The following is a 23,765-nucleotide window of genomic DNA, read 5'->3' as shown; positions in this document are numbered from 1 at the left end:
CGCTCACCCGATCCCGGCGATCGGGTTCTGACTGATGTCGACCCCGTCGTACGACCAGATCACGTACGAGACATCCGCTCGCTGCCCTCTCTGCAGGGTCCAGAGCGCGGCTCGTCCCGAGCCGGCCGGGATCCCGATCGCGCATACCGATGTGGCACAGAGCCGGGACCGTACGACGCCGCCCGGCGTTTCGAGTTCCAGGCCGTCGATGAACTCCCCTCGTGGGGCGAAGTACGCGAGGAGCTGCCCCCCTTGACCGGGGAAGCGGAGCGTCTCGATGTGTACGGCGTCGTCGGCACAGCGCTCGATCACTCCGGCCTCGTTGAAGACGCGAGCGCACGCTTCGTCGCCCCGCACGGCACGCTCCGCGAACGTCAGGTACCCGGTGAGATCACCCCGTCGGCGTTCGTAGCCATCGTTGCCATCGAAGAAGTCCCCCGAAAGGTAGAGGGTCTGCCCGAACGAGGTGTTGGATTCGACCTGCGTCCTCACCGTGACGGCGCCGTCGGTGATCGGCAGAGCCATCGCCGCGAGGTCGGCCTGGGACCCCTCAGGTCCGACGGTCTCGACGTCGAAAGAGCCCGTTCCCCCTGACCCCGGCGCGATCCAGCGGGTCGTCGTCGCGATCGGATCGCTCGGGAGGAATCCCCAGATCAACGTCCCGACTTCATCCGGCAGGGTGAGTGCTTCGAGGTATCCGCCATCGGCCGCGACTGTCGGCTCGATGCAGGATCGGTCGCCGCCTATCGCCACACCCGTCCCCGTGCCGGCATCTCGGTCGATCTGGATCGCCGCACAGTGGCGTCCCCTATCGAAGTCGTACGCGATACTCCATCCCACGCCGTCGACGTCGCCGCTGAGGGAAGCGTCGGCCCCCGGCGGTGCAGTCGTCGGATCGGTCGACGGGAGTCCGAGGGCCACGGCGGTCCCTTGCACGTCGGACCCGTTCGGGACGAAGAAGAGGTCGAGCGGGAGCGACATCGACGGTGGCAGGGGAACGAGCGAGGCGGGGATCGGAGATGTCCCTTCCTCGAGCCGCAGCTCAACAGCGCTCGCTTCCTCGGTCACCACGCCGAACGTGGGATCGCCGCCCGCCTGTTGGATCGCCTCTCGATCCGGCACGATGACATCCGACAGTCCGACCCCGTCACCGTCGGGACCGACGAGACGGAGGTCGAGGTCGTTCTCACCTCGAGGGCTGACCTCAAGGGTCCAAGGGCCCGCGGCGTTCTCCCCGCCCGCAATCACGTACGCCGCCGTGTCGCTCGTTGTCGGTTCGACCAAGAGAGCCACCTGTGAGTCGTCGGCCTGCATGCCCTCGAACGCGTCGATCAGGGTCTGACGCTCGTCCTCGGGAACCGCGTCGCCGAACGCGAAGTGCGCGACGTAGGGGATGTCGCCGGAGGCGAAGTACACGTACGTCCCCGGCCCGCACGACGGACGTACCTCGGCTGGCGGCGCGTCGAACGGCACCGGCCACTGCGCGCGGTCGCCTGCGCCGAAGTTCGCGGCCAAGAAGGCCCTGTCGAGCGCGATCGTCATCACGGCGTCCTCGGGCCCGATCGAGAAGGACCGGTCGAAGCAGGGGGAGCTCTCGAGGCCTCGGTCGGTGTCGCTGAGCATCAGGATCGGCGCCATCCAACCGTCCCCGGGCACGCCCATCAGCGATGAGCGGCACGCCTGGCGCTCGTCCTGGGTGGGCTTCTCACCGCACGCCTCCACGTCCCGCTCGCGTTGTTCCCCGAGATCGGCGGCGACGGCCCGCGCCCATGGCCATTGGTTCACCAAGTACCAGTCGCTGGGGCTCGTGATCGTGAAGTCCCCGACCTTCGCGGTGCGATCGAAGACCTCGTAGCCGGCCCAGGGATCGTCCACCGCTGTCCGATCGTTCTGGCCGAACTCGACAGATCGCAGGATCGCGGCCGTTCCGGCGACGAGACCGAACACGGCCACCATGCTCAGCACGACCGTGCCGAACTGACGGCGGCGGACCCTCCGCTTCAACTCACCCGGAGCGCGTTGCGCACGCGGTGCTCTGGAGGCGTCGGTTTCCAGCACGTCCCTCAGCCGTCGTTCGAGATCATTCATGTCTCGTCACCTCGTGAGATCCGGGACCGCAGCGTCTCCATCGCTCGGAAGACGAGTGAGCGAGCGGCGGTGACCGAGCAGCCGAGCGTCTCCGCGACCTGTTGCTCGGAGAGGTCCTCGTAGTACCGCAGCACGATCGCGGCTCGTTGCCGGACCGGGAGAGAGCGCAACGCCGCGCGAAGCTCATCCCTGCCCTCGACGTCCGGTGGATCGAAGGTCGTCTTCTGCGAGCGAGCGGCTTCCCTCGAGAGATGGTCGCGCTCGACGCGCCGCCGACGATGATGGCTCATCGCGAGATTCACGACGGTTCGTCGCAGGTACGAAGAGAACGCATCAGGTCGCCGCAGGTGCCGGAAGCGCCCGGCGACCTTGATGAACGCTTCTTGCGTGAGATCCTCGGCTGTCGCGGCGTCGCCGGTCAAGAGATAGGCGAGGCGGAGCGCTTCCGGCGCCTGGCGGACGTAGAGGTCCTCCAGGTCGCCCTCCGTCGGCTCTTCGACCTCGCGGGCTTCTGCCGAGTCTTGGTCCACGATGGCGTTCACCCTAGTCGGCGCCTCCTGACAGGAAGACGCACGAGGGTCCAATCACATCGCGGTCAGATCCGCTCGATCCCGTCCGGCGTCCACGCGATGGTGTCCGAGTCGGCGCGCTGACCCTTCTGAAGCAGCCACAGCGTGCCGGTCCCGGACCCTGGTGGGATCCCGATGACGCAGACCGGTCCGCGGCACTTCGAACCGGCGATCGTGTCAGCCCCATCGACGTCCAGCTCGATCCCGCTCAACTCGATCGCATCGAGGTGTGAGAACACGAGGATCTGCCCCCGGTCGTCGGGAAGCGGGATCGTCTGCAGCGTGATCTCGTCGGCACATCCATCGACGACGCCGTGCTCGGAGGAGACCACGTAGCAGGTGATGCCCGTCGAACGGTCGGTCATGATCGCGCCTCCGGTCCCGAGGATGTCGAACAAGGTCATGTCGTTGCCCTCAGAGATCCCGGCCGTGTTGCCCAAGGGGTTGCCGTCGCCGCCGACGGGCACCGCGAACGGCGGCTGGTCGCCCTCGTGCGACGCGAAGAACAGATCGAAGTCGAACGGAAGGCTCGGAGGGAGCGGAACGATCGTCGCGGCGGGACCGGGTAGCATGACGTTGCCTCTGATCTCGACGCCTGCGGCTTCCTTCGTCACCGCCCCGAAGACAGGATCGCCACCGGCTTGCTCGATCGGCGCGCCCGTCGGCACCGCGAAGTCCCCGGCCCCGGCGCCCCCTTCCGGCGACACGACGAGGAGTTCGACGTTCGCCGACGGCCCGTCGCTCGTCGACCGTGTCAGCTCCAGTCTCCACGGACCGGCGGCGTTCTCCCCGCCGGCGATCACGTATGCGGCGTCACCGGTCGTCATCAGGCCGGACGACTCGATCACCATCCCCTGGAACGATCGGAGGAGTCGTGCGACCGCCTGGTCGCTCGCGTCCTGACCCCGGGCGATCCAGGCCTCGTAGGGTGCGAAATTCCCTTCGTCCTGGAACAGGAAGTACCGGCCATCGCCGCAGCGACCGTCGGTGTTCGGTCCTTCCTGGGTGGTCGGCCACGCGGGAAGCTGGTCGGCCGGCAGGTCCGGTGCCCAGCGCACGATCAAGGCGACCCCGTCGGCGGGGAGCGCTTCTCCGCACACCGATCGATCCAGTCCAGGGTCGAAGTTCGTGAGCTGGAGGACCTCGCAGCCTTTATCGGGACCGCACCACCCGTCGGTCGCGGGCCGAACGAGGAACCAGTCGCTCCCACTCTTGATCGTGAACGAACCAACCGTCGCCGTCCGCAGGAACACCTCGTAGTCCTCGGAGATCGTGCCGCCCGGTGTCAGGCGGTCGGGACCACGGCCGATCACACCCACGGCGCCGATCGCGACCGCAACGATCGCCACCGCGCCGAAGGCACCGATGAACGCGGTGCCGAGCTGACGGCGACGGCCACGCTTCCGCACCGGCTCCGGGAGCCGGGGCGCCACGCCGCCCACCGACGACGCCTTCCGTTCGAAGAGCTCGCGCAGGTCGTGTTCGACGTCGTTCATGCGTCCTCACCTCTGATCAGCTCGCGCAGGGCGCCGCTGCCGCGGGCCACCAACGACTTCACGGCCGCCACCGAGCACCCGAGCATCTCGGCGGTCTCGCGCTCGGATAGGTCCTCGTAGTACCGGAGCACCAGGGCCGCGCGCTGTCGAGTGGGCAGCGTCGCGAGCGCCTTCCACAGGTCCTCGCGGGCTCCCACGTCGGGTTGCGAGGACACGCGCCGCGCCGACTCGGCCCCTTCCCTCGAGAGCCACTCGCGCTCCAAGCGCCGGCGACGCAGCCCCGACGTGTGCAGGTTCACGATCGCCCGGCGGAAGTACGCCTCGAACGCGTCGGGACGCCGCAGGTGCCGGAAGCGACCGACGCACCGGATGAACGCCTCCTGTGCCAGGTCCTCGGCGTGCGGGCGATCGCCGGTCAACAGGAACGCGAGCCGCACGCCGGCGCCGATGTGGCGCGCGTACAGCTCGTCGAGCCCGCCGTCGGAGACATCGGGCTCCGATGCCTCCGCGGGCCGCTCCTCGACGCCCAATCCCGTTCCTTCCGCCATCTCGTCAGTGAAGACGCACGGTCGGGCCGGAAGGTATCGCTCGGATCCACCGCAAGGTGGGAGCGATGCCGCCCGGCTGCGCTTTCCTGTACCATCCCGACGTTCCCGAAACGACCGTTCCGCCTCCCACAGATAACGAAGGGCCCCTCTTCGCCATGGATACGAAACTCACCGCAGAACGTCGCTCCGACGCCGGCAAGGGCGTCGCCCGCAAGCTCCGCGCCGCCGGCAAGATCCCGGCCGTGCTCTACGGACAGGACCTCGAGACGACGCCGCTCACCGTGGACTCCCGCGAGCTGAGCCATCTGCTGCACGGCAGCGCCGGATCGAACGTGCTGGTCGACCTCATCGTCGACGGCGAGGAGCACCTGGCGATCCCGCGTGAGATCCAGCGCGATCACATCCACTCGAAGTTCGTGCATGTGGACTTCCTCGCGGTGAGCCGCACCGAGACGATCACCGTGAACGTGCCCGTCCACGAGACGGGCGACGCCGCCGGCGTGAAGGAGGGCGGGGTGGTCGAGCACCACCTGCGCGAGGTGCAGATCGAGTGTCTGCCGCAGGACGTGCCCGACGAGATCGTGGTCGACATCACCGACGTGGAGCTCGGCGACATGGTGCACGTGAGCGACCTCGTGGCGCCCGCGGGCGTCACGATCCTCACGAGCCCCGAGGATGCCGTGCTCTCGGTCGTGACCCCGGCCGCGCTCCGTGTCGAGGCCGACCTGTCGGTGCCCGGCGAGGAGGGCGTCGAGGTGCCCGTGGCCGAGGCCGAGGAGGGCGCCGAGGTGCCCGCAGCCGAAGGGGAGGCCCCGGCGGAGGGCGACGAGGCTCCTGCCGAGGAGGAGGGTGGCGAGGGCTGAGCCCCTGCCGCTTCCATGACCTGGCTCGTCGCCGGTCTCGGCAACCCCGGCGATCGATACGCGAACACCCGGCACAACGTCGGCCGCATGGTCGTCGACGAGTTCGCGCGCGCACACGGCGAGCGGTTCAAGAAGGTGCGGTTCCTGCCGGTCGAGGTCGCCGAGGTCCGCGAGGGCGGCGTTCGCGTGCTGCTCGCGTCCTCGACCCGGTTCATGAACGAGTCGGGGCCGTCGTACGCGAGCCTCGCGCACAAGCAGCACGTCGAGCCCGTCCGGCTGATCGCCGTCTACGACGAGCTCGACATCCCCGCGGGCGAGCTGCGCGTGAAGCTCGGCGGCGGTAGCTCCCACAACGGCGTGAAGTCGCTGCAGCAGGCGCTCGGGTCCCGGGACTTCCTGCATGTGCGCATCGGCATCGGCCGCCCGCCCGGGCGTCAGGACCCGGCGGACTTCGTGCTCGCGCCGATCGGCAAGAAGCTCGAGGCCGACATCGCGATCTGGGTCGACCACGCGGCCGACGCGGTGCGCAACCTGATCACCGAGGGTCTCGCCCCGACCCAGGATCGCTTCAACCGACAGGCGCCTCCGGGCTGACACACGGTCGCCGGGTTCCGGCTCGCGGGCCATTACACTGCACTCCCGAAGGCCCCGCCGAGACGCGGCGAGGCCCGTTCATGGTGTCCGGCCTCGTGCCGGGGAGGGCCTGGATTGGGTCTGCGCGACGCGCTCGAGGTATTGGTCGGTTCGGAGCCGTTCGAACGGCTCCTGCTCGAGCGTGCGCGTCCGATCGTGGCCAGGGCCGAGGCCGGCGAGGACTTCGTGGTCGCGGGCGTGGCGACCGCGCTGGAGGCCCCCCTGCTCGCCGTGGCTCCCGGCCCCCGTGAGGCCGAGGGGCTCGCCGCCGACCTCGAGGCGTTCCTCGGCCCCGAACGGGTCGCGCTCCTGCCGGCATGGGAGGCCCTGCCCTACGAGGGCATCTCGCCCGCCCCCGAGATCGCGGCCCGGCGCGCCAGCGCCGTCGCCCGCGTTCGCGAGGCCAAGGGCGCGTTCGTGCTCGTCGCGCCGGTGCTCGCGGCGATGCAGGGGTTGATCCCCACGCTCGGAGTCACACCCCCGCTGCAGCTCGTGGCCGGGCTCGACCTGCCCCCCGACGCGCTCGCGGAGCGCCTCGTCGACCTCGGCTACGCGCGGTCCGACGTCGTCGAGCACCGGGGCGAGTTCGCCGTGCGGGGCGGCGTGGTCGACGTGTTTCCCGGCACCGCGCGCCGCCCGGTACGCGTGGACTACTGGGGCGACGAGGTCGAATCGATCCGGGAGTTCGTGCCGTCGACCCAGCTCTCCACCGAACGCGTGGCGCTCGCGGAGGTGCCGGCGACGCGGGAGCTGGTGCCCGACGACGCGCTGCGCGATCGCGCGCGAGGCGCGGCGGCCGAGGCGCCCGAGCGATTCGCCGATCAGCTCACGCGGATGGCCGACGGGTTGTTCGTCGAGGGCGCGGAGTCGCTCGCGCCGTTCCTGTTCGAACGCATGCCGACGCCGGCCGAGCTCGTGCCCGAGGGCGGATGGGTGGTGCTCACCCACGCGCATCGCACCATCGACCGGGCGAGGGCCGCCCACCTCGAGGGCGAGGCGCTCGCCGAGGCGACGGCCTGGCCCGCCGCCAGGGTGCTGCACACGCTCGACGACGCGATCGGCGATCGTGTGCGCCTGCACCTCACCGAGTTCGCCGAGGGGCTCGACCTCGGCATCGTCGGCTGGGGCACGGCGCAGGGCAACGCCGCCGAGCTCGCCTCGCGCGCGCGCGAGCTCGGCGACGCCGGGTTCCGCATCGTGCTGTCCGGTCGCGGTCACGGCTCGCTCGAGCGCGCCCGCGAGGTGATCGGCGAAGGGGTGCCCGTCGAGCCGGTGGAGTCGCCGCTCGCGGACGGGTTCCTGTTGCGGGCGGGGCGCCTGGCCGTGGTCACCGAGGAAGACCTGTTCGGCTCGCGCCGGCACACGCGCACCGCGCCGCGGTTCACGCGCCGGCGAACCGATGCGATCGCCGACGAGCTCGAGCCCGGCGACTTCGCCGTGCACCGCATCCACGGGGTCGGGCGGTACACGGGCATCACGCACCGCGAGCTCGCCGGCGCGGAGCGCGATTACCTCGTGCTCGAGTACGCGGGGGGCGACAAGCTCTTCGTGCCGAGCGACGCGGTCGGCATGGTCGCGAAGTACGTCGGCGGGGACGCCCCCCGCCTGCATCGCATGGGCGGCAGCGACTGGGCGCGCGCGACCGCCAAGGTCAAGCGCGCCGTGCGCGACATGGCCGGCGAGCTCGTGCGCCTGTACACGGTGCGCCTGTCGGTGCCAGGCCACGCGTTCGGAGCCGACACGCCGTGGCAGCAGGAGCTCGAGGACGCCTTCCCGCACGAGGAGACCATCGACCAGATCTCGGCGATCGACGAGGTCAAGGCCGACATGATGTTGCCCAAACCGATGGACCGGCTGATCTGCGGTGACGTCGGGTTCGGCAAGACCGAGATCGCGGTGCGGGCCACCTTCAAGGTCGTGATGGAAGGCAAGCAGGTCGCCGTGCTCGTGCCCACGACGCTCCTCGCCGAGCAGCACTTCATCACGTTCAGTGAGCGGTTCGCGCCGTTCCCCGTCACGGTGAAGATGCTCAGCCGCTTCGTGAGCCACGCCCAGCAGAAGCAGGTCGTCGAGGACGTGAAGGCCGGCAAGGTCGACGTCGTGATCGGCACCCACCGGCTGCTCGGCAAGGACATGGCGTTCCGCGACCTCGGGCTGCTCGTGGTCGACGAGGAGCAGCGGTTCGGGGTCGCCCACAAGGAACGCCTGAAGCAGTTCCGTGCGAGCGTCGACGTGCTCACGATGACCGCGACCCCGATCCCGCGCACGCTCGAGATGGCGCTCACCGGCATCCGGGAAATGAGCACGGTCGACACCCCGCCCGAGGACCGCCAGCCTGTGCTCACGTACGTCGGCAGCTACGACGAGGGGCTGGCGCTCGGCGCCGTTCGGCGTGAGCTGCTGCGCGAGGGTCAGGTCTTCTGGGTGCACAACCGGGTGGCCACGATCGACCGGCAGGTCGCGTGGCTCCAGCAAGAGCTCCCCGAGGCGCGCATCGTCGTCGCGCACGGCCAGATGGACGAAGCGCTGCTCGAGCAGCAGATGATGACGTTCTGGAACCGCGAGGCCGACGTGCTCGTCTCGACCGTGATCATCGAGAGCGGCCTCGACGTGCCGAACGCCAACACGCTCGTGGTCGACCGCGCCGACCTGCTCGGGCTCGCGCAGATGTACCAACTGCGAGGCCGCGTGGGCAGGTCGACCGAGCGTGCGTTCGCCTACTTCTTCTTCCCGCCCCAGCGTGAGATGACCGAGGAGGCCCGGGAACGGCTCGCCACGATCAGCGCGCACCAGGCGCTCGGCTCGGGGTTCAAGATCGCGATGAAGGACCTCGAGATCCGCGGGGCGGGGAACATGCTCGGCGCCGAGCAGTCGGGCCACATCGCCGCGGTCGGGTTCGACGCCTACGCGCGCATCCTGCAGGAGTCGATGGCCGAGATGAAGGGCGAGCCGGTCCCCGTGGAGCAGGAACTGCGCATCGACCTGCCCGTGAAAGCGTTCGTGCCGCCGGGGTGGGTCGCGCAGGAAGCGCTGCGTCTCGAGCTGTACCGGCGCATCTCGCTCGCCCCCGACCACGCGACGCTCGACCAGATCCGGGCCGAGACGCTCGACCGCTACGGCGCGCTGCCCGACGAGGTCGACACCCTGTTCGCGATCGCGTCGCTGCGCGTGACCGCCCGGGCGCTCGGGATCGAGGAGATCTCGACGTTCCGTGATCAGGTGCGGCTGAAGCCGGTGGCGATCCCCGAGGGGCTGCTGACCGACCTCGAGGAGCGCGTGTACGGCGCGAGCTTCGCCCCCGAGTCCCAGACGCTGAACCTCGTGCCCGACCGGGTCTTCGGCAAGGACCTCGTCGCGTTCGTGGAACGTTGGCTGCTGGAGGCGGCCACGGGGGACCGGGTGCTTCCGGAGCCCGCGCCGACGTCCGGCGCCTGAGGGGCATGGCGTTCGTGTGTCGGCGCAGGCCTCGTGCGCCCGAGCCCGTAGACTGGTCGCTCGTGGACTCCCGAACGCTCCGCCTCATCGCCATGCCCGTGATCGCCGTCGCCCTGCTGGCGGCCTGCAGCTCCGGTCCGGCCGCGGCCGCGACCGTCGGCGAGACCGACATCACCGACGAGCAGCTCGCGCAGGAAGCGAAGCTGTTCACGTTCCTCGCCGCCCTGAACCAACAGGAGTGCGGCGGGCCGCCCCCCGAGGGCGAGACGCAGGAAGTGGTGTGCAACCGTTTCACGCTCGGCAACATGATCCAGGGTCGGCTGATCGCGGACTACGCGCAGGCGAACGACGTCACGGTCGAGGCGTCGGAGGTCGACGACATCATCGCGAACCTCGACGAGCAGCTCACGGCCGAGACGGTCGACGCCGAGCTCGAGAAGCTCGACCTCACGCGCACCCACCTCGAGGGTCTGGCCAACGAGGTGCTGCTCTTCCAGGCGGTGCAGGGCGTCGTGGCCGAGGAGGAGCTCGGCGACGAGCAGCTCCAGCAGATCTACGAGGACGAGGTCCTTCGCTTCACGACGATCGAGGCGCTGCACATCCTCGTCCCCACCGAGGCCGAGGCCGAGGACGTGTACCAGCAGGTCACGGCGCCGGGGGCGACGCAGAAGACCTTCGCGGACCTCGCGAAGGATGTCTCGATCGACACGCAGTCGGGTGCCAACGGGGGAAGCCTCGGTCAGGCGGTGGCCTCGACGTACGTGCCGGAGTTCGGGGAAGCCGCGGTCGCGCTCGAGCCCGGCTCGATCTCCGAGCCCGTGCAGAGCGAGTTCGGCTGGCACGTCATCTACCTGGTCGACAAGCAGGTCACGCCGTTCGACGAGGCCAAGACCCAGCTGCTCGAAGGCGAGCAGGGCACGCTGTTCAACGCGTGGATGCGCGATCAGGCCGAGACTCAGGGCGTCGACGTGAACCCGAAATACGGGAGCTTCGACGTCGCGACCCTCACCGTGGTCGCCGTGAACAGCACCGACCCGAGCGCATCGAGCGCCCCCGCAGACGGTGCCGCCAGCGACGGCGACGAGGGCACGCCCGCGCCGTGACCGAGACGCCCTCGCGCTCCGGCGACCTGCTCGCCCACGTTCCCGAGGGTCCGGTTCCGAGTTCGCAGCAGGGCCGGCGGCTGCTCGACCTCGTGCGCGTGATGGCGCGGCTCCGCGGTCCGGGCGGGTGCCCGTGGGACGCCGAGCAGACACATCAGACGCTCGCGCGTCACCTGCTCGAGGAGACGCACGAGCTGCTCGAGGCGATCGACGCCGGCGACGACGATGCGATGCGCGACGAGCTCGGCGACGTGCTGCTCCAGGTGGTGTTCCATGCGCAGATGGCCGCCGACGAGGGCCGATGGGACGTCGACGACGTCGCGCAGGGCCTCGTCGAGAAGCTCGTGTACCGCCACCCACATGTCTTCGGCGAGGTCGAGGTGACCGGCGCCGACGAAGTGCTCGTGAACTGGGAGAAGCTCAAGGCCGCGGAGGGCGGCGAACGCGGGGCCGTCGACGACGACATCCCGGCCTCGCTTCCCTCGCTCGCGCGGGCGGCGAAGGCGCAACGTCGCGCGGCCGGCTGGGGGTTCGAGTGGCGTTCGGTGGACTCGGCCGTCGGGGCGCTGCGCGAGGAGGTCGACGAGCTCGCCGCGGTGACCGATCCCGCAGGAGCGGAAGAAGAGGTCGGCGACGTGCTCTTCGCGACGGTCGCGCTCGCGCGGAAGCTGGGCGTCGACGCCGAGAGCGCCCTGCGTCGCACCGTGCGTAGGTTCTCCGAACGGTACGAGCGCTTCGTCGCGCTCGCCGCCGAGCGGGATCTCGATATCGAGACCGCCGACGAAGCGACTCTGCGGCAGCTGTTCCGAGAGACCCGCGGATCGTGATCGTGGCCGCCTGGCCGACGCGGGGGGAGATCGCCGACGCTCGAGAACGCATCTCGCCGCACGTGCGGCGCACCCCGGTGATCGACGTGGCCGCCGGCACGTTCGGGCTCGGGGCGCCGCTCACGCTGAAGCTCGAGCTGTTGCAGGTGACCGGCTCGTTCAAGCCGCGCGGGGCGTTCAATCGTATGCTCACGGCGGGCGTGGGCCCCGGGGGCGTCGTGGCGGCGAGCGGCGGCAACTTCGGGTTGGCGGTGGGCCACGCCGCCCGCGAGCTGGCACATCACGCCGAGATCTTCGTGCCCTCGAGCTCACCTGCCGCGAAGATCGACAAGGTGCGTGCGACCGGGGCGGTCGTGCGGGTCGTCGATGGCTTCTACGACGAAGCTTCGGCCGTGGCATCGGAGCGCCGCGACGAGACGGGCGCGGTGTGGATGCACCCCTACGACCAGCCGGCGGTCGTAGCCGGACAGGGCACGATCGGCTCCGAGTTGTCCGAACAGGCTGCCGACGCCGGGACCGTGCTCGTGGCCGTCGGAGGAGGAGGCCTGATCGCCGGGCTCGCCTCGTGGTACGCGGGCACCGACGTGCGGGTCGTCGGGGTCGAGCCAGCGACGTCGCGGTCGTTGCAGGCGGCGATCGAGGCGGGGCGACCGGTGGACGTGCCGGTCTCGGGTCGCGCGGCCGATTCGCTCGGTACCCGTCGGACGGGCGACATCGCCTTCGCGCTGGCCGACGCCGGTCACGTGGACCACGTCGTCCTCGTTGACGACGGCGCGATCCTCGAGGCCCAGCGAGCGATCTGGCGGGACCTGCGCATGTTCGCCGAGCCCGGCGGCGCGGCGGCCCTGGCGGCGGTGATGTGCGGGGCGTTCGTGCCGGCGGCCGGAGAACGGCTCGTCGTGCTGGTCTGCGGCGCCAACGGCGACCACACCGACGTCATCGGGTCCGGTCCGGACTAGACGCAGCAGGACCGTCGGTATCCTCACCGGGCGATGACGACCGACTACGAGCGCGCGTTCGCCCTCCAGACGTGGGTGATGGAGCGCACCTCCACGAGACGGGAGCGCATGCCGTGGGGCACGGCCTTCTTCCATGACGAGTATCCGCTGCGCTACGACGCCAACATGGCGATCGCGGACCGTGCGCTCCGCGGAGCGACGGCCGACGACGTCGTGAGGATCCTCGACGAGCTGTACGGCGGGTTCCGTCATCGAGAGATCGAGTTCGCGTCGCTCGGCGACGCCGAGTCGATCGCGATGGGCATGGTCGAGCACGGCTATGCCCTCGAGCAGATGGTCGTGATGGCCCTCCGCCGGGCGTCCGACCGCGACCCCGAAACCGACGCCGTCGAGGAGCTGGGGTTCGACGAGATGGAGCCGTTCATCGCCGAGATGACCAGACGCGAGCCCTGGGGTGCGGAGCCCGGCATCGCCGAGATGCTGGCGGGGTTCCGCCGGGTGCTGGTGGATGGCGTCGGCGCTCGGTTCTTCGCACAACGGATCGACGGGCGGCTCGCCGGCTCGTGCGAGCTCTACCTGCGGGGCGACGTCGCCCAGATCGAGGACGTGAACACGCTCGAGGAGTTCCGTGGGCGCGGTGTCGCTCGCAACGTCGTCCTGCGCGCCGCCGAGGCAGCCCGCAGGGCCGGCGCATCGTTCGTCTTCCTGTTCGCCGATGCGCAGGACTGGCCGCGGCACCTCTACGGACGACTCGGGTTCGATCCGATCGGGCACTCGCGCCTGTTCACGCGGTGGCCGCACGACCAGGCGAGTCGCGACGCCAAATCCCCGGTCGCCGGGTAGGCGTCGGCTACCATCGTCCTCCGATGTCTTCGATCGAGTCCGTCCACGCCCGCGAGATCCTCGATTCTCGCGGCAATCCCACCGTCGAGGTCGACGTCTGGCTCGACGACGGGGCCTTCGGCCGCGCCGGCGTGCCGAGCGGCGCGTCGACCGGCGAGCACGAGGCGCTCGAGCTCCGCGACGGCGGCGACCGGTTCGGCGGCAAGGGCGTGCTCGGCGCCGTCGAGAACGTCAACGGCCGCATCGCCGAGGCCTTGGCCGATGCCGACGCGTTCGACCAGCGCAGGGTCGACGCGGCCCTGCTGGCGCTCGACGGCACCGACGCGAAGTCCGAGCTCGGCGCCAACGCCGTGCTCGGCGTCTCGATGGCGGTCGCGCGCGCGGCCGCCGATTCGAACGGACTGCCGCTTTACCGCTACCTGGGCGGCCCCAACGCGCACGTGCTGCCGACCCCGATGAGGACCGTGATCAACGGCGGGGTGCACGCCGACAACGAGCTCGAGCCCCAGGAGTTCATGGTGATGCCGGTCGGCGCGGCCTCGTTCAGCGAGGCGCTGCGATGGGGCGTGGAGTGCTTCCATGCGCTCAAGGGGCTGCTGCACGACGAGGGCCTGGCGACCGGCGTCGGCGACGAGGGAGGGTTCGCGCCCGAGATCGCGACGACGACCGAGGCGCTCGAGTGGCTGCTGCGCGCGATCGAGGCCGCCGGCCTGACCCCCGGCGACGACGTGGCGCTGGCGATGGATCCGGCCACGAGCGAGCTGCGGACCGACGACGGGCGGTACCGTCTCGAGGGGGTGGACCGCACGGCCGACGACATGGTCGTGTTCTGGTCCGACCTGGTCGACCGCTTCCCGATCGTCTCGATCGAGGACGGCCTCGACCAGGACGACTGGGAGGGATGGCTGACGCTGACGAGAGCGCTCGGCTCCCGCGTGCAGCTCGTCGGCGACGACCTCTTCGTCACGAACGGCGAGCGGCTCGAGCATGGCATCCGTGACGGGGTCGCCAACTCGATCCTGATCAAGGTGAACCAGATCGGGTCGTTGACCGAGACCCTCGACACGATGGCGCTCGCGACCCGCAGCGGCTACACGAACGTCGTCTCGCACCGCAGCGGCGAGACCGAGGACACGACGATCGCCGACCTCGCGGTGGCGACGAACGCGGGCCAGATCAAGACCGGCGCGCCGAGCCGAGGCGAGCGCACGGCGAAGTACAACCAGCTACTCCGCATCGAGGAGGAGCTCGGCGACCACGCCCGTTACTCGGGCGGACGGTCGCTCTCGGGCGCGCCGCCGGGGGTCGCGTAGGGCATGAGCTCAGCGGTCCCTTCCCCGACCGCCGCGAGGCGAAGCGCGACGGTTGCGCCCGACGCGGCCGCCGACCGTTCCTCGCGGCGCCACACGGCCGGTCGTCACGAGGTCGCTCGCGGCCACATATCGCACGCCCGTCTCACCGCACGCGCGGCGGTGCTCGCCGTCGTCGCGCTGATCCTGCTGACGCTCGCGGTGGCACCGCTGCGTGCCTTGATCGACCAGCGCAGCAACCTCGCTCGGCTGGAACGGCAGGCCGAGGAGCTCGCCTATCGCAACGCCCAGCTCGAGGCGCGCATCGACCGGTTCACCGACCCCACGTACCTGGAGCAGCTCGCCCGCGAATGCCTCGGCATGGTGCGGCCGGGAGAGACCGCCTTCGTGATGGTGCCATCGCGCGGAGCGCCCCCGACGCCGCGTTGCTGACCGGCGTCACGAGGCGTCGGCGCCGAACCTGATCATCGAGGACTCGGCGACCTGTTGGTATCCGAGGCGGCGGTAGATCGCGTTCGAGGTCGGGTTCTGAAGGTCCGCGTAGAGGAAGCACGCCTCGGCGCCCTCGTCGAGCATCCGGGCGCTCACCTGGGCCACGAGGTTCGAGGCGTAGCCGCGCCCACGCTCCTCGGGAGGCGTGTACACGGGGCCGACGCGGGCGGCGCCCGGGATCGGCATCCACCCGGTGAGTGACACCGGACGGCCCTCGACCTCCCAGATCGTGAACCCTCCCGCAGCGCCGTCCCCGATCTTCGCATCGATCCCTCGCTCCATGTCGCCGTCGTCGCGCGGCATCTCCTGCAGCGCCTCGGCGGCGAACGCGCCCATCCACCGCCTGAGCAACGGACGATCGTCGTGGGTCGCGTCCCGCGCCGACCCCTCGGCGGGCCGTGGGGGCAGCACCGTCGTCAGCGCATAGACACCCTGACCGACGCCGCGCCGCCACGGCACGCCGGTCGCGGCGGTCCACGCGTCGGCGAAGCGGCTCGCCCACGGCTCGTTCGCCGTGACGCCGGGCAGGTCCGGCTGTGCCGAGGCGAGGGTCGCGACGAAGGCGCCGATCGCATCGTCGTGCAGCGGGTCCGCGATGATCGCCGGGTACGGCGGCGTGCGCATCGCGGCGCCGACGACCCGGCCCGAGTCGGCGGCGACCCAGAAGAAGGCCTCGGCGTAGGTCTCGGGCCGGTCGACGAGCTGTTGCGCGATGCCGATCGGCAGGTTGTTCGCAGCCGTGTCCCCGTCGAGCACCGGTGCGGCCATCGAGAGGAACGTCGCGGCGTCGGGGAGCGAGGTCACCTCCATCGACGGATGCTACCGCCCGCGCCCGCCGCCGATTGACGGGTTCCGACATCCCCGTCACACTGGCCGCCTCGCCCGGAAACGCCGGGTTCGCAAGGGAAAGGGGCATCTGACATCGCTGAGATCGAGATCGGCGCGGTGATCGACGGCACCGTCGAGCGCATCACGCCATACGGAGCGTTCCTCAAGCTCGAGGACGGCCGCCTCGGATTGGTCCACATCTCCGAGATCGACCGCAACTACGTGAAGGACGTGCACGAGCACCTCCGAGAGGGCGACGTCGTGCAGGCCAAGGTGCGGGCGATCAAGGAAGACGGCAAGATCGACCTCTCGATCAAGGCGCTGCAGGACCCCGCCCCGCCCCGACCGCGTCGCGGTTCCGACCCGGAGTTCGAGCAGATGCTCAAGAAGTTCATGCGCCAGAGCGAGGAGCGCCTGGTCGATTACAAGCGCGCCGTCGAGCACAAGCGCAAGTAGCCGGCGCTCACGCTCGCCGTGCCTGCCACGCGCTCCTCGCGATCTCGTACGTGTGCTCGTCACACGCCTCGCCCTTGAACGTCGTGCGCACGGTGGCGACGAGATCCATGCCCAGCCGCTCGGCGACCACGATCGAGGGTGCGTTCCTCGTGTCGGTGACCGCACGCACGAGGGCGACGCCCTGTCGGTCGAACGCGTAGTCGAGCAACGCCCCGGCGGCCTCGGTCGCGTACCCGCGTCCCTGCAGCGAGGGGTCCACGGTGTACCCGATCTCCGCGATCGCGGGGTCGCCGGCATCGAGCGCGAGCATGCAGTCGCCGACGAGCGCATCGTCGCGCAGCCTCGCGACCGCGAACTGGAACGGCTCGCCGGGTACCCCCGGGTCGGCCGCCTCCATCTCGCCGACGAAGGCCTCGGCCTGCTCCACGGTGTAGTCCTGCCACGACTGGAATCGGGCGACGTCGTCGTCGACCCGGTACGCATGGAAGGCTCCGACGTCGCGTGGGGCGAACCGGCGCAGCCGCAGCCGAGCGGTCTCGATCGAGGTGAAGGACCGGTCGCGCACCGGCGCAGCCTACCGGCGGCGAGCCACCCGCCCCTGGGAACATGGGCGCCATGGCCGAGCCGATGCCCACCGCGCAGCGTGAGCTCCGCGCCGCCGACGTCTCGGCCGTGCGCGAGCAGCTGGGCCGCGAACCGACCACGCCGTTCACGGTCGTGTCGCGCTGCACCGGAGGGCATCCGCTCGTGATCCGCAACGTGCCGATCGACGCGGCCGGTGATCCGTTCCCGACGACGTTCTGGCTCACCTGTCCCGAGGCGGTCAAGGCGGTCTCGCGCGTCGAGTCGGAAGGATGGATCGGCCGTCTGAACGAGCGGATGGCCGACGACGAGGGGTTCCGCGCGTCGGTCGAGGCGGCCCACGACGCATACGCGGCCGAGCGTGCGACCGACCTCGCCGCCGCCCGGTCATGGGGTGGCGTGGCCGGCACGCGCGTCGGCATCAAGTGTCTGCACGCCCACTACGCCTACCGGCTCGCCGGGGGAGACGATCCGGTCGGGGCCTGGGTCGCCGAGCGCGTCGAACCCGTGCACGCCGAGCAGCGGCTGGGCAGGGTGGGGGCGATCGACCAGGGCACGAACTCGATCCGGCTGCTCGTGGTGGAACCGCCCGCCGCGCCGGGCGTGTCGGCGACCGAGCTCGCCCGCGACATGTTGATCACCCGACTCGGCCTCGGCGTCGACCGAACCGGCCGGTTCGACCCCGACGCGCTGGCCCGCACCGTCGAGGCGTTGGGCATGTTCTGTCGTCGGGCTCAGGCCCTCGGCGCCGAGCGCATCCGGGTCGGGGCGACGAGCGCCGTGCGCGACGCCGAGAACCGAGGCGAGTACGCCGCGGCCGTCCGCGCGCATGCGGGGTCGGACCTCGAGGTGATCACGGGTGAGCAAGAAGCCCGCCTGTCCTTCCTCGGCGGCACCCACGGGCTCGACCCCGCGTGGGGCCCGTTCGCGGTGCAGGACATCGGTGGAGGCTCGACGGAGTTCGTCGTCGGTGCGGCGCCGGGCATCGCCGAGCAGGCGATCTCGACCCGCATGGGGAGCGTGCGGATGACGGAGCGGCACGTCCGGCACGATCCGCTGACGGCAGAGGACCTCGCCGCTCTCGAGGCCGACGTGGCCGGAGTGCTCGAGGAGGTCGACACCGCCGTGGCGGTCGGCGACGCGCGCACGTTCGTCGCCGTGGCGGGCACGGCGACCACCCTGCAGGCGATCGCGCTCGAGCTCGATCGCTACGACCCCGACCGCATCCACCGCACGTGGCTGACGCGCGAGCAGGCGGAACGGGTGCGCGATGCCCTGGCGGCCATGACCGACGCCGAGAGGGCCGCCCTGCCGGTGATGGCGCCCGGGCGCGGCGACGTGATCGTCGCCGGCGCCGTGATCCTCGTCGCCACGATGCGGCGGTTCGGGGTGGACCGCGTGCTCGTGAGCGAGAGCGACATCCTCGACGGCTTGGCCCTCGAGATGCTCGGACCGCGCTAGTTCCTGAGATCCCGAGCCTCAGCGTCGAAGTGAGCGATCGAGCCGGACCCCTGCGAGCGACGTCGCGGTCACACCCACCGCGATCGCCGCGAGCAAGGCGACGGTCGGACCGACCGGCGGGTCCCACGCCAGCGACGCGAGTCGGTTGCCGATCAGCCAGGTCAGCATCATCGCCATCAGCCCTATCCCGGTCCCGACCGCCCATGCGGCGACCCGGTCGGCGAGGATCCGAGAGCGGTCCGCGTCCATCACGCTCACTCCGACGCGAACGCCTGGAACACCGGCGGGAACATGAGCACCGCACCGATCACGCCCAGGGCGAACGCGATCCAGAACCAACGACGCAGGTCGACCTCCTTGTGGCGCATCGTGAGACCGAGCACCAGCCACGAGAGCAGGAACCCGGCCGACGCCAGCACCGTCTTGCCGGAAAGCGGCCCGACACCGGCGTCGAAATCGAGGAAGTCATGGATCGGCACCGAGGCTTCGGAGAGCAAGGTCAGCAGGCCGAGCACGAAGATGCCGATGCCTGCGCTCATCATCACGGCGGCCGCAGGTCCGTCGACCCGATCCTCGAGGTGAAGCGGCTCGAGCTCGGGGGCGTCGACGATCCGATCCCCACCCGTTCCGGTCTGGTTCATCGTCATCTCTCTCACCTCAAGCGATCGGAGCGATCTTGTTCAGGAAGGCCCCGTACAGGCCACCAACCACTGCCGCGGCGAAGCCACCGACGAGCATCACGATCGTCGCCGTCCGCAGCCACGGCCGCCGGATGATCCGGGGCCCGTAGTACGCGACGATGAACGCGACCGCGGTCACGAGGAACGGCGCCGCCCAGGCGATGTGTTCCTTCCACTCCATGCCGAAGTTGTGCCACGACGCGGTGTCGCCGCTGACGTTCGATTTCAGGAAGTCGCGCGGCGAACAGCTCGTCGTGGGCAGGATCGCCCCCGCGCAGCCGGCGAAATCATCGTCGCCGACGATCGACAGCTCTTCCCGGTACCACGGATACACGATCCATGTGCCGGTGATGACCGTGGCCCAGGCCGTCGCAGCCATGGCCCACATGCCCACGGACAGTCGTCGCATCCGCTCCTGGACGCCCGCCGTGGTCAGGAACCCCGGCCGCAAACTCCAGAGTCCCGCCAGTCCACCTCCGAACAGCAGCAGGAACACCGTCCCGAGTACCAGCCCGTGCACCACCGTCCAGAACTCTCGGTTCGACAGCTCGAACATCCGCCGCCCCCTTCCTCCCGGGGTCGAGTCTGTTCCGGGCGAACACGCCCGGGCCGTGCCGTACGCCTCCCCCTGCGCAGGACCATAGGCCCCGAAGGTCGCGTTGGCGAGCACCACAATCGGATACCCTCTGCGGCCGTATGCCCAATCGTTCCAGGGACAAGCAGCTCGCCAAGCTGGCGGCGCGCCGACAGGCCGAGCGGCAGGCGGCCAGGCGCCGCCGTGATCTCACGTTGGGAGTGATCGGGGGTATCGCGGGGCTGGTGCTGCTGGTCGTCGGGTACGCGATCCTGACCGGCGATGAGGAGCAGCCCGCGGCCTCGGCGAGCCCGTCGGTCAGTGCGTCGGCAGAGCCCACGGGTGAGCCGGGGACGAGGTCCGGCTCGGTGACGCCGGTGGTTGAGCCGGCGTCGACCGTGGCGTGCGGCGGCGAAGCTCCGCCCGGGGCGGGCGGGAAGTCCCCGCAGTTCGTCGGGCCCCCGCCGATGACGATCGACGAGCGGGCCACGTACACGGCACGGGTCGCGACGTCGTGCGGCATGTTCGATGTCGAGCTTCGCCCCGACATCGCCCCCGAGGCCGTGAACAGCTTCGTCTTCCTCGCCGAGCGGGGCTTCTACGACGGGCTCACGTTCCACCGCATCGTCGAGGACTTCGTGATCCAGGGCGGTGACCCGCTGGGCGACGGGTCCGGGGGGCCCGGCTACTCCTTCGACATCGAGACGTCGCCGAAGCAGACGTTCGATGCGCCGGGCCTGCTCGCGTACGCGAACAGCGGTCCCGGCTCGAACGGCAGCCAGTTCTTCGTGACGCTCGCGCCGACCCCGCAGCTCGACCCCGGGGCGGGGTCGGGCGAGTACACGATCTTCGGCGAGGTGACCGACGGCCTCGACGTCGTGAGGCGTATCGACTCGATCCCCGGCACCGAGAACCCGGGCATCCCGGGCGAGTTGAGCGTGCCCACCGAGGCCGTCTACATCGACTCGATCACGATCGACGAACGACCGGCGTAGCCGCCCGGGTCAGAGCCGGACGATGTTCGGGGCGTCGATGCCCACCGTGACGCCTCGCGCGTCGAACACCATCGCGGCGGTGTTCACCAGCGCGTGCACGTCGACGTCGGCGTGCGGGGTCAGCAGCACCACGATGTCGTGGGCCCCGACGACGCCGGGGTCGAGCGGCAACGACGCATGCTCGGTGCCGTCGATCTCGCACCGCGGCACGAACGTGTCGTGGTAGTCGACGACGGCGCCTCGCCATGCCAGCCGCTCGAGCACCATCAGCGATGGTGACGATCGCAGGTCGTCGATGCCGGGCTTGAACGCGACGCCGACCCCGAGCACCGAGGATCCCTTGATCGGCTTCCCTGCGTCGTTGAGCGCCTCGGCGATGCGAGAGACCACGTAGTCGGGCATGCGGTTGTTGACCTCGTTCGCGTGCTCGATGAACTCGACGCGATAGCCCAGCTGCTGTCCGGCGCGCCACGACAGGTACGTGGGATCGATCGCGATGCAGTGGCCGCCGACGCCGGGGCCCGGCCAGAAGGGTTGATAGCCGAAGGGCTTCGTGGCCGCCGCGTGCAGCGACTCCCAGATGTCGACGCCGAGGTCGCGCGCGAGCACGGCGAGCTCGTTCACGAGGGCGATGTTCACCTGCCGGTAGGTGTTCTCGATCAGCTTTGCCATCTCGGCCTCGCGGGGCGTCGACGTCGTGACGACCGTGTGGATGAACGAGGAGTAGAACGAGACCGCGAGCTCGCGGCACCGATCGGTGAGACCCGAGACGATCTTCGGAGTCGTGTCGAGCCGATGGTCGCGGTTGCCCGGATCGATGCGTTCGGGGCTGTAGCTCAGGGCGAAGTCACGTCCGGCGCGCAGGCCCGACCCCTCGAGGATCGGTCGCAGCAGCTCCTCGGTGGTGCCCGGATAGGTCGTCGACTCGAGCACCACGAGCACGCCCGGCGTCAGGAGCCGCGCGACGTCCTCGGCGGCGGTCAGCACCATCGTGAGGTCGGGCGCACCGTCGGTGAGCGGGGTCGGCAGGCAGAGCACGATCACGTCGGCATCGGCGAGCGGCGCCGGGGTCTCGGCGAACGAGGCGCGATCCATCGCGGCGACCTCCGAGTCCGCGATGTCGGCGATGTGCGAGCGGCGGGCACGCAGCGCGTCGACCTTGGTCTCGTCGTTGTCGATCCCGATCACGCGGAAGCCGGCCGCGTGCATGCCGACCAGCAGCGGCAGCCCCACGTAACCGAGCCCCACGACGGCGGCGGTCGCCGTGCGGTCGCGGATGCGCACCGCGAGGGCGTCGAGCGGGTCGACCTCGGGCCTGGTCATCGTCGACATGGCTCCCGAGCCTAGGGTACCCACGGGGACCTGCAAGCACCCCGCCGCGCAGCTCTACCAGCTCGAGCCGAAGGTCTGCACGTCGGCGACGCCGCAGCCCGACGACGACGCGAACTGGGCGCCCTGGCCGTCGATCTCGCGTAGGTAGAAGCAGGTGCCCGAGGTGCTCCTGCCCGAGACGAACAGCTCGTTCGGCCCGGCGTGCACGTGCACGTAGACCGGCCCGATCGCGAGCGGCGTGTCGCCCGTTTCGTACTCCAGCGCCGTTTCCAGGCTCTCCAGCACGAGCGGGTCCTCGGTGTAGGTCGCCCCGTCGGTGTAGAAGGTGCGCTCGGCGAGGAAGGCGTTGCGCATGTCGGCCTGCACACCGCCGTCCTGTGCCCGTACCCGAACCCCGAGGAAAGTGGGCAGGGCGATCGCGATCAGCAGGCCGATGATCAACACCACGATCATCATCTCGATCAGCGTGAAGCCGTCCTCGGCCCGGAGTCTCCGTCGCATGTCCCAGGTATCGGCACCGGGGGGGCAACGCTGGCTACCCGGAAGCCGGTAACGCTTCCTGCCCAAGGCGAGTGAGCCACTCGCCGATGCCGCGCTCGATGCCGGCCTTCGTGGCATCGTCGGCGAACGAGGCGCGGACCGCCGCCCGGGAGAGGTCGGCGAGGTCCTCGTCGGACATGCTCCAGACGCGTCGGGCGCTCTCGAAGACGTCGGTGAGCCACGCCCCGAACATCGGCGGGTCGTCGGAGTTCAGGGTGACCACGATACCGGCGTCACGCAGGCGCAGGAACGGGTGATCCTCGAGCGACGGGTACGCCCCCGTCGCGACGTTCGAGATCGGGGAGACCTCGAGCGGGATCTCGTCCGCTGCGAGCCGATCGACGAGCCGCGGGTCGTCGATCGCGCGAACGCCGTGCCCGATGCGGTCGGGCAGGAAGTGCTCGAGGGTCAGCCAGACGTTCTCGGGTCCCGCCCACTCGCCGGCGTGGGGGACCGACCGCAGGCCAGCATCCTTCGCCGCCCGGAACACGTGGGCGAACGGCTCGATCTCGCTCGTCTCGCTGCCCGCGCAGTTCAGGCCGACGACCCCGTCGTCGATGAACTTCAGCGCGGCCCCGAGCGTGCGTTCGGCAGCGTCGATCCCGAAGTCGCGGACCACATCGGGCGTAATCCGCACCACGGTGCCGTTCTCGCGGGCGCCGGCGGCGAGCCCGTCGAGCATCGCCTCCAGCGGCGACGTCCAGTCGTCGCCGAACGTGGCAGCATGCGCCGAGGGTGTGAAGATCGCCTCGGCGTACCGGACCCCGTTCGTGGCGAGGTCTTCGGTCACCTCGAGCCCCACCCGCCGGAAGTCGTTCAGCTCCGCGAACAGGTCGCAGAGCTCGATGTACTGGTCGATGAAGTGAACGGGGCCATCGAAGCGCCATCCAGCAGGCCGGAGGCCCGATGGGGTCGGCGCGCCGTTGCGATCGACGAGCTCGCGGACCGTCTCGATGCGCATCGCGCCCTCGAGGTGGATGTGGAGCTCGACCTTCGGCAGCTCACGGAGATCGCGCATACCCACGATGGTACGCGGGCGCGACGTGCGACTAGCATCGCGGTCGAGGCCCGGGTGCCGGAACCGGTAGACGGAGGCGCCTTAAAAGCGCCGGCCCGAGAGGGCGTGTGGGTTCGACTCCCACCCCGGGCAC

The 23,765-nt window shown here is 70.4% G+C and carries 24 protein-coding genes and 1 tRNA gene; 13 read left to right on the top strand and 12 right to left on the bottom strand.

Annotation, left to right across the window (positions count from 1 at the left end; genetic code table 11):
- Positions 1-3: 3 nt before the first annotated feature.
- From VFI59_08545 to VFI59_08530, 4 genes are read right to left on the bottom strand one after another with little or no spacing between them, the layout of a single operon-like run.
- Positions 4-2,088, bottom strand: coding sequence for a hypothetical protein (locus VFI59_08545; GenBank protein ID HET6713742.1), 2,085 nt, complete (start codon positions 2,086-2,088; stop codon positions 4-6).
- Positions 2,085-2,630, bottom strand: a complete 546-nt coding sequence (locus VFI59_08540) for a SigE family RNA polymerase sigma factor (protein ID HET6713741.1) — start codon at positions 2,628-2,630, stop codon at positions 2,085-2,087. The genes VFI59_08545 and VFI59_08540 overlap by 4 nt, the downstream gene beginning before the upstream one ends.
- 53 nt (positions 2,631-2,683) lie before the next feature.
- Positions 2,684-4,153 carry a hypothetical protein gene (locus VFI59_08535; GenBank protein HET6713740.1) on the bottom strand — a complete coding sequence of 490 codons (1,470 nt, stop codon included), beginning with the start codon at positions 4,151-4,153 and terminating at the stop codon, positions 2,684-2,686.
- A complete protein-coding gene (locus tag VFI59_08530) occupies positions 4,150-4,701 on the bottom strand; it encodes a SigE family RNA polymerase sigma factor (GenBank protein HET6713739.1) in 552 nt (183 codons plus the stop codon). The genes VFI59_08535 and VFI59_08530 overlap by 4 nt, the downstream gene beginning before the upstream one ends.
- Before the next feature lie 155 nt (positions 4,702-4,856).
- Between VFI59_08530 and VFI59_08525 the strand changes: the two genes are divergently transcribed.
- The 9 genes from VFI59_08525 to VFI59_08485 all read left to right on the top strand — a co-directional run bounded on the left by VFI59_08525 (position 4,857) and on the right by VFI59_08485 (position 15,106).
- Positions 4,857-5,564, top strand: coding sequence for a 50S ribosomal protein L25 (locus VFI59_08525; protein ID HET6713738.1), 708 nt, complete (start codon positions 4,857-4,859; stop codon positions 5,562-5,564).
- A 15-nt stretch (positions 5,565-5,579) separates the two neighbouring features.
- On the top strand, positions 5,580-6,158 hold the full coding sequence (gene pth, locus VFI59_08520) for an aminoacyl-tRNA hydrolase (GenBank protein HET6713737.1): 579 nt from the start codon (positions 5,580-5,582) through the stop codon (positions 6,156-6,158).
- 114 nt (positions 6,159-6,272) lie between these two features.
- Positions 6,273-9,632 (top strand): transcription-repair coupling factor, encoded by a 3,360-nt coding sequence (mfd, locus tag VFI59_08515; protein ID HET6713736.1) that lies wholly within the window; start codon positions 6,273-6,275, stop codon positions 9,630-9,632.
- A gap of 62 nt (positions 9,633-9,694) precedes the next feature.
- Positions 9,695-10,735 (top strand): peptidylprolyl isomerase, encoded by a 1,041-nt coding sequence (locus VFI59_08510; GenBank protein ID HET6713735.1) that lies wholly within the window; start codon positions 9,695-9,697, stop codon positions 10,733-10,735.
- Positions 10,732-11,562 (top strand): nucleoside triphosphate pyrophosphohydrolase, encoded by an 831-nt coding sequence (gene mazG, locus VFI59_08505; protein ID HET6713734.1) that lies wholly within the window; start codon positions 10,732-10,734, stop codon positions 11,560-11,562. Before VFI59_08510 ends, mazG begins: the two co-directional genes overlap by 4 nt.
- A gap of 2 nt (positions 11,563-11,564) precedes the next feature.
- Positions 11,565-12,521, top strand: a complete 957-nt coding sequence (locus VFI59_08500) for a threonine/serine dehydratase (GenBank protein HET6713733.1) — start codon at positions 11,565-11,567, stop codon at positions 12,519-12,521.
- A gap of 33 nt (positions 12,522-12,554) precedes the next feature.
- On the top strand, positions 12,555-13,364 hold the full coding sequence (locus VFI59_08495) for a GNAT family N-acetyltransferase (GenBank protein HET6713732.1): 810 nt from the start codon (positions 12,555-12,557) through the stop codon (positions 13,362-13,364).
- Positions 13,365-13,387: 23 nt separating this feature from the next.
- A complete protein-coding gene (eno, locus tag VFI59_08490) occupies positions 13,388-14,677 on the top strand; it encodes a phosphopyruvate hydratase (protein HET6713731.1) in 1,290 nt (429 codons plus the stop codon).
- Positions 14,678-14,680: 3 nt separating this feature from the next.
- Positions 14,681-15,106 (top strand): septum formation initiator family protein, encoded by a 426-nt coding sequence (locus tag VFI59_08485; GenBank protein HET6713730.1) that lies wholly within the window; start codon positions 14,681-14,683, stop codon positions 15,104-15,106.
- A gap of 6 nt (positions 15,107-15,112) precedes the next feature.
- Here VFI59_08485 and VFI59_08480 read toward each other — a convergent pair whose 3' ends face one another.
- Positions 15,113-15,976, bottom strand: coding sequence for a GNAT family N-acetyltransferase (locus tag VFI59_08480; GenBank protein ID HET6713729.1), 864 nt, complete (start codon positions 15,974-15,976; stop codon positions 15,113-15,115).
- Between the two features lie 120 nt (positions 15,977-16,096).
- Between VFI59_08480 and VFI59_08475 the strand changes: the two genes are divergently transcribed.
- Positions 16,097-16,450: a S1 RNA-binding domain-containing protein gene (locus VFI59_08475; GenBank protein HET6713728.1), complete on the top strand. Its 354-nt coding sequence runs from the start codon at positions 16,097-16,099 to the stop codon at positions 16,448-16,450.
- A 7-nt stretch (positions 16,451-16,457) separates the two neighbouring features.
- Here the strand turns inward: VFI59_08475 and VFI59_08470 are convergent, their stop codons facing one another.
- A complete protein-coding gene (locus VFI59_08470; protein HET6713727.1) occupies positions 16,458-17,015 on the bottom strand; it encodes a GNAT family N-acetyltransferase in 558 nt (185 codons plus the stop codon).
- A gap of 50 nt (positions 17,016-17,065) precedes the next feature.
- Between VFI59_08470 and VFI59_08465 the strand changes: the two genes are divergently transcribed.
- The gene (locus VFI59_08465) at positions 17,066-18,493 is read left to right on the top strand and encodes a DUF501 domain-containing protein (protein ID HET6713726.1); all 1,428 of its coding nucleotides are present in this window, start codon (positions 17,066-17,068) and stop codon (positions 18,491-18,493) included.
- Positions 18,494-18,511: 18 nt separating this feature from the next.
- On the opposite strand, the gene VFI59_08460 is transcribed toward VFI59_08465, so the two are convergent.
- From VFI59_08460 to VFI59_08450, 3 genes are read right to left on the bottom strand one after another with little or no spacing between them, the layout of a single operon-like run.
- Entirely contained in the window at positions 18,512-18,742 is a 231-nt protein-coding gene (locus VFI59_08460; protein ID HET6713725.1) for a hypothetical protein, read from the bottom strand.
- Positions 18,743-18,747: 5 nt separating this feature from the next.
- On the bottom strand, positions 18,748-19,140 hold the full coding sequence (locus VFI59_08455) for a hypothetical protein (protein ID HET6713724.1): 393 nt from the start codon (positions 19,138-19,140) through the stop codon (positions 18,748-18,750).
- A 10-nt stretch (positions 19,141-19,150) separates the two neighbouring features.
- Entirely contained in the window at positions 19,151-19,729 is a 579-nt protein-coding gene (locus VFI59_08450; GenBank protein HET6713723.1) for a hypothetical protein, read from the bottom strand.
- Between the two features lie 140 nt (positions 19,730-19,869).
- Here VFI59_08450 and VFI59_08445 point away from each other — a divergent pair, with 140 nt between their 5' ends.
- Positions 19,870-20,742, top strand: coding sequence for a peptidylprolyl isomerase (locus VFI59_08445; protein ID HET6713722.1), 873 nt, complete (start codon positions 19,870-19,872; stop codon positions 20,740-20,742).
- A 9-nt stretch (positions 20,743-20,751) separates the two neighbouring features.
- Here VFI59_08445 and VFI59_08440 read toward each other — a convergent pair whose 3' ends face one another.
- The 3 genes from VFI59_08440 to add are packed head-to-tail and all read right to left on the bottom strand — an operon-like array spanning position 20,752 to position 23,632.
- Positions 20,752-22,074, bottom strand: a complete 1,323-nt coding sequence (locus VFI59_08440; GenBank protein ID HET6713721.1) for a nucleotide sugar dehydrogenase — start codon at positions 22,072-22,074, stop codon at positions 20,752-20,754.
- Positions 22,075-22,128: 54 nt separating this feature from the next.
- A complete protein-coding gene (locus tag VFI59_08435) occupies positions 22,129-22,575 on the bottom strand; it encodes a prepilin-type N-terminal cleavage/methylation domain-containing protein (protein HET6713720.1) in 447 nt (148 codons plus the stop codon).
- A 34-nt stretch (positions 22,576-22,609) separates the two neighbouring features.
- Positions 22,610-23,632 carry an adenosine deaminase gene (add, locus tag VFI59_08430; GenBank protein HET6713719.1) on the bottom strand — a complete coding sequence of 341 codons (1,023 nt, stop codon included), beginning with the start codon at positions 23,630-23,632 and terminating at the stop codon, positions 22,610-22,612.
- Between the two features lie 48 nt (positions 23,633-23,680).
- On the opposite strand from add, the gene VFI59_08425 reads away from it, so the two are divergent.
- Positions 23,681-23,764 (top strand) — tRNA-Leu (locus VFI59_08425).
- Position 23,765: the final 1 nt, after the last annotated feature.

The organism is Actinomycetota bacterium, from assembly GCA_035697485.1.
GTDB lineage: Bacteria > Actinomycetota > UBA4738 > UBA4738 > HRBIN12 > JAOUEA01.
This window is presented reverse-complemented; position numbering and strand designations above follow the sequence as displayed.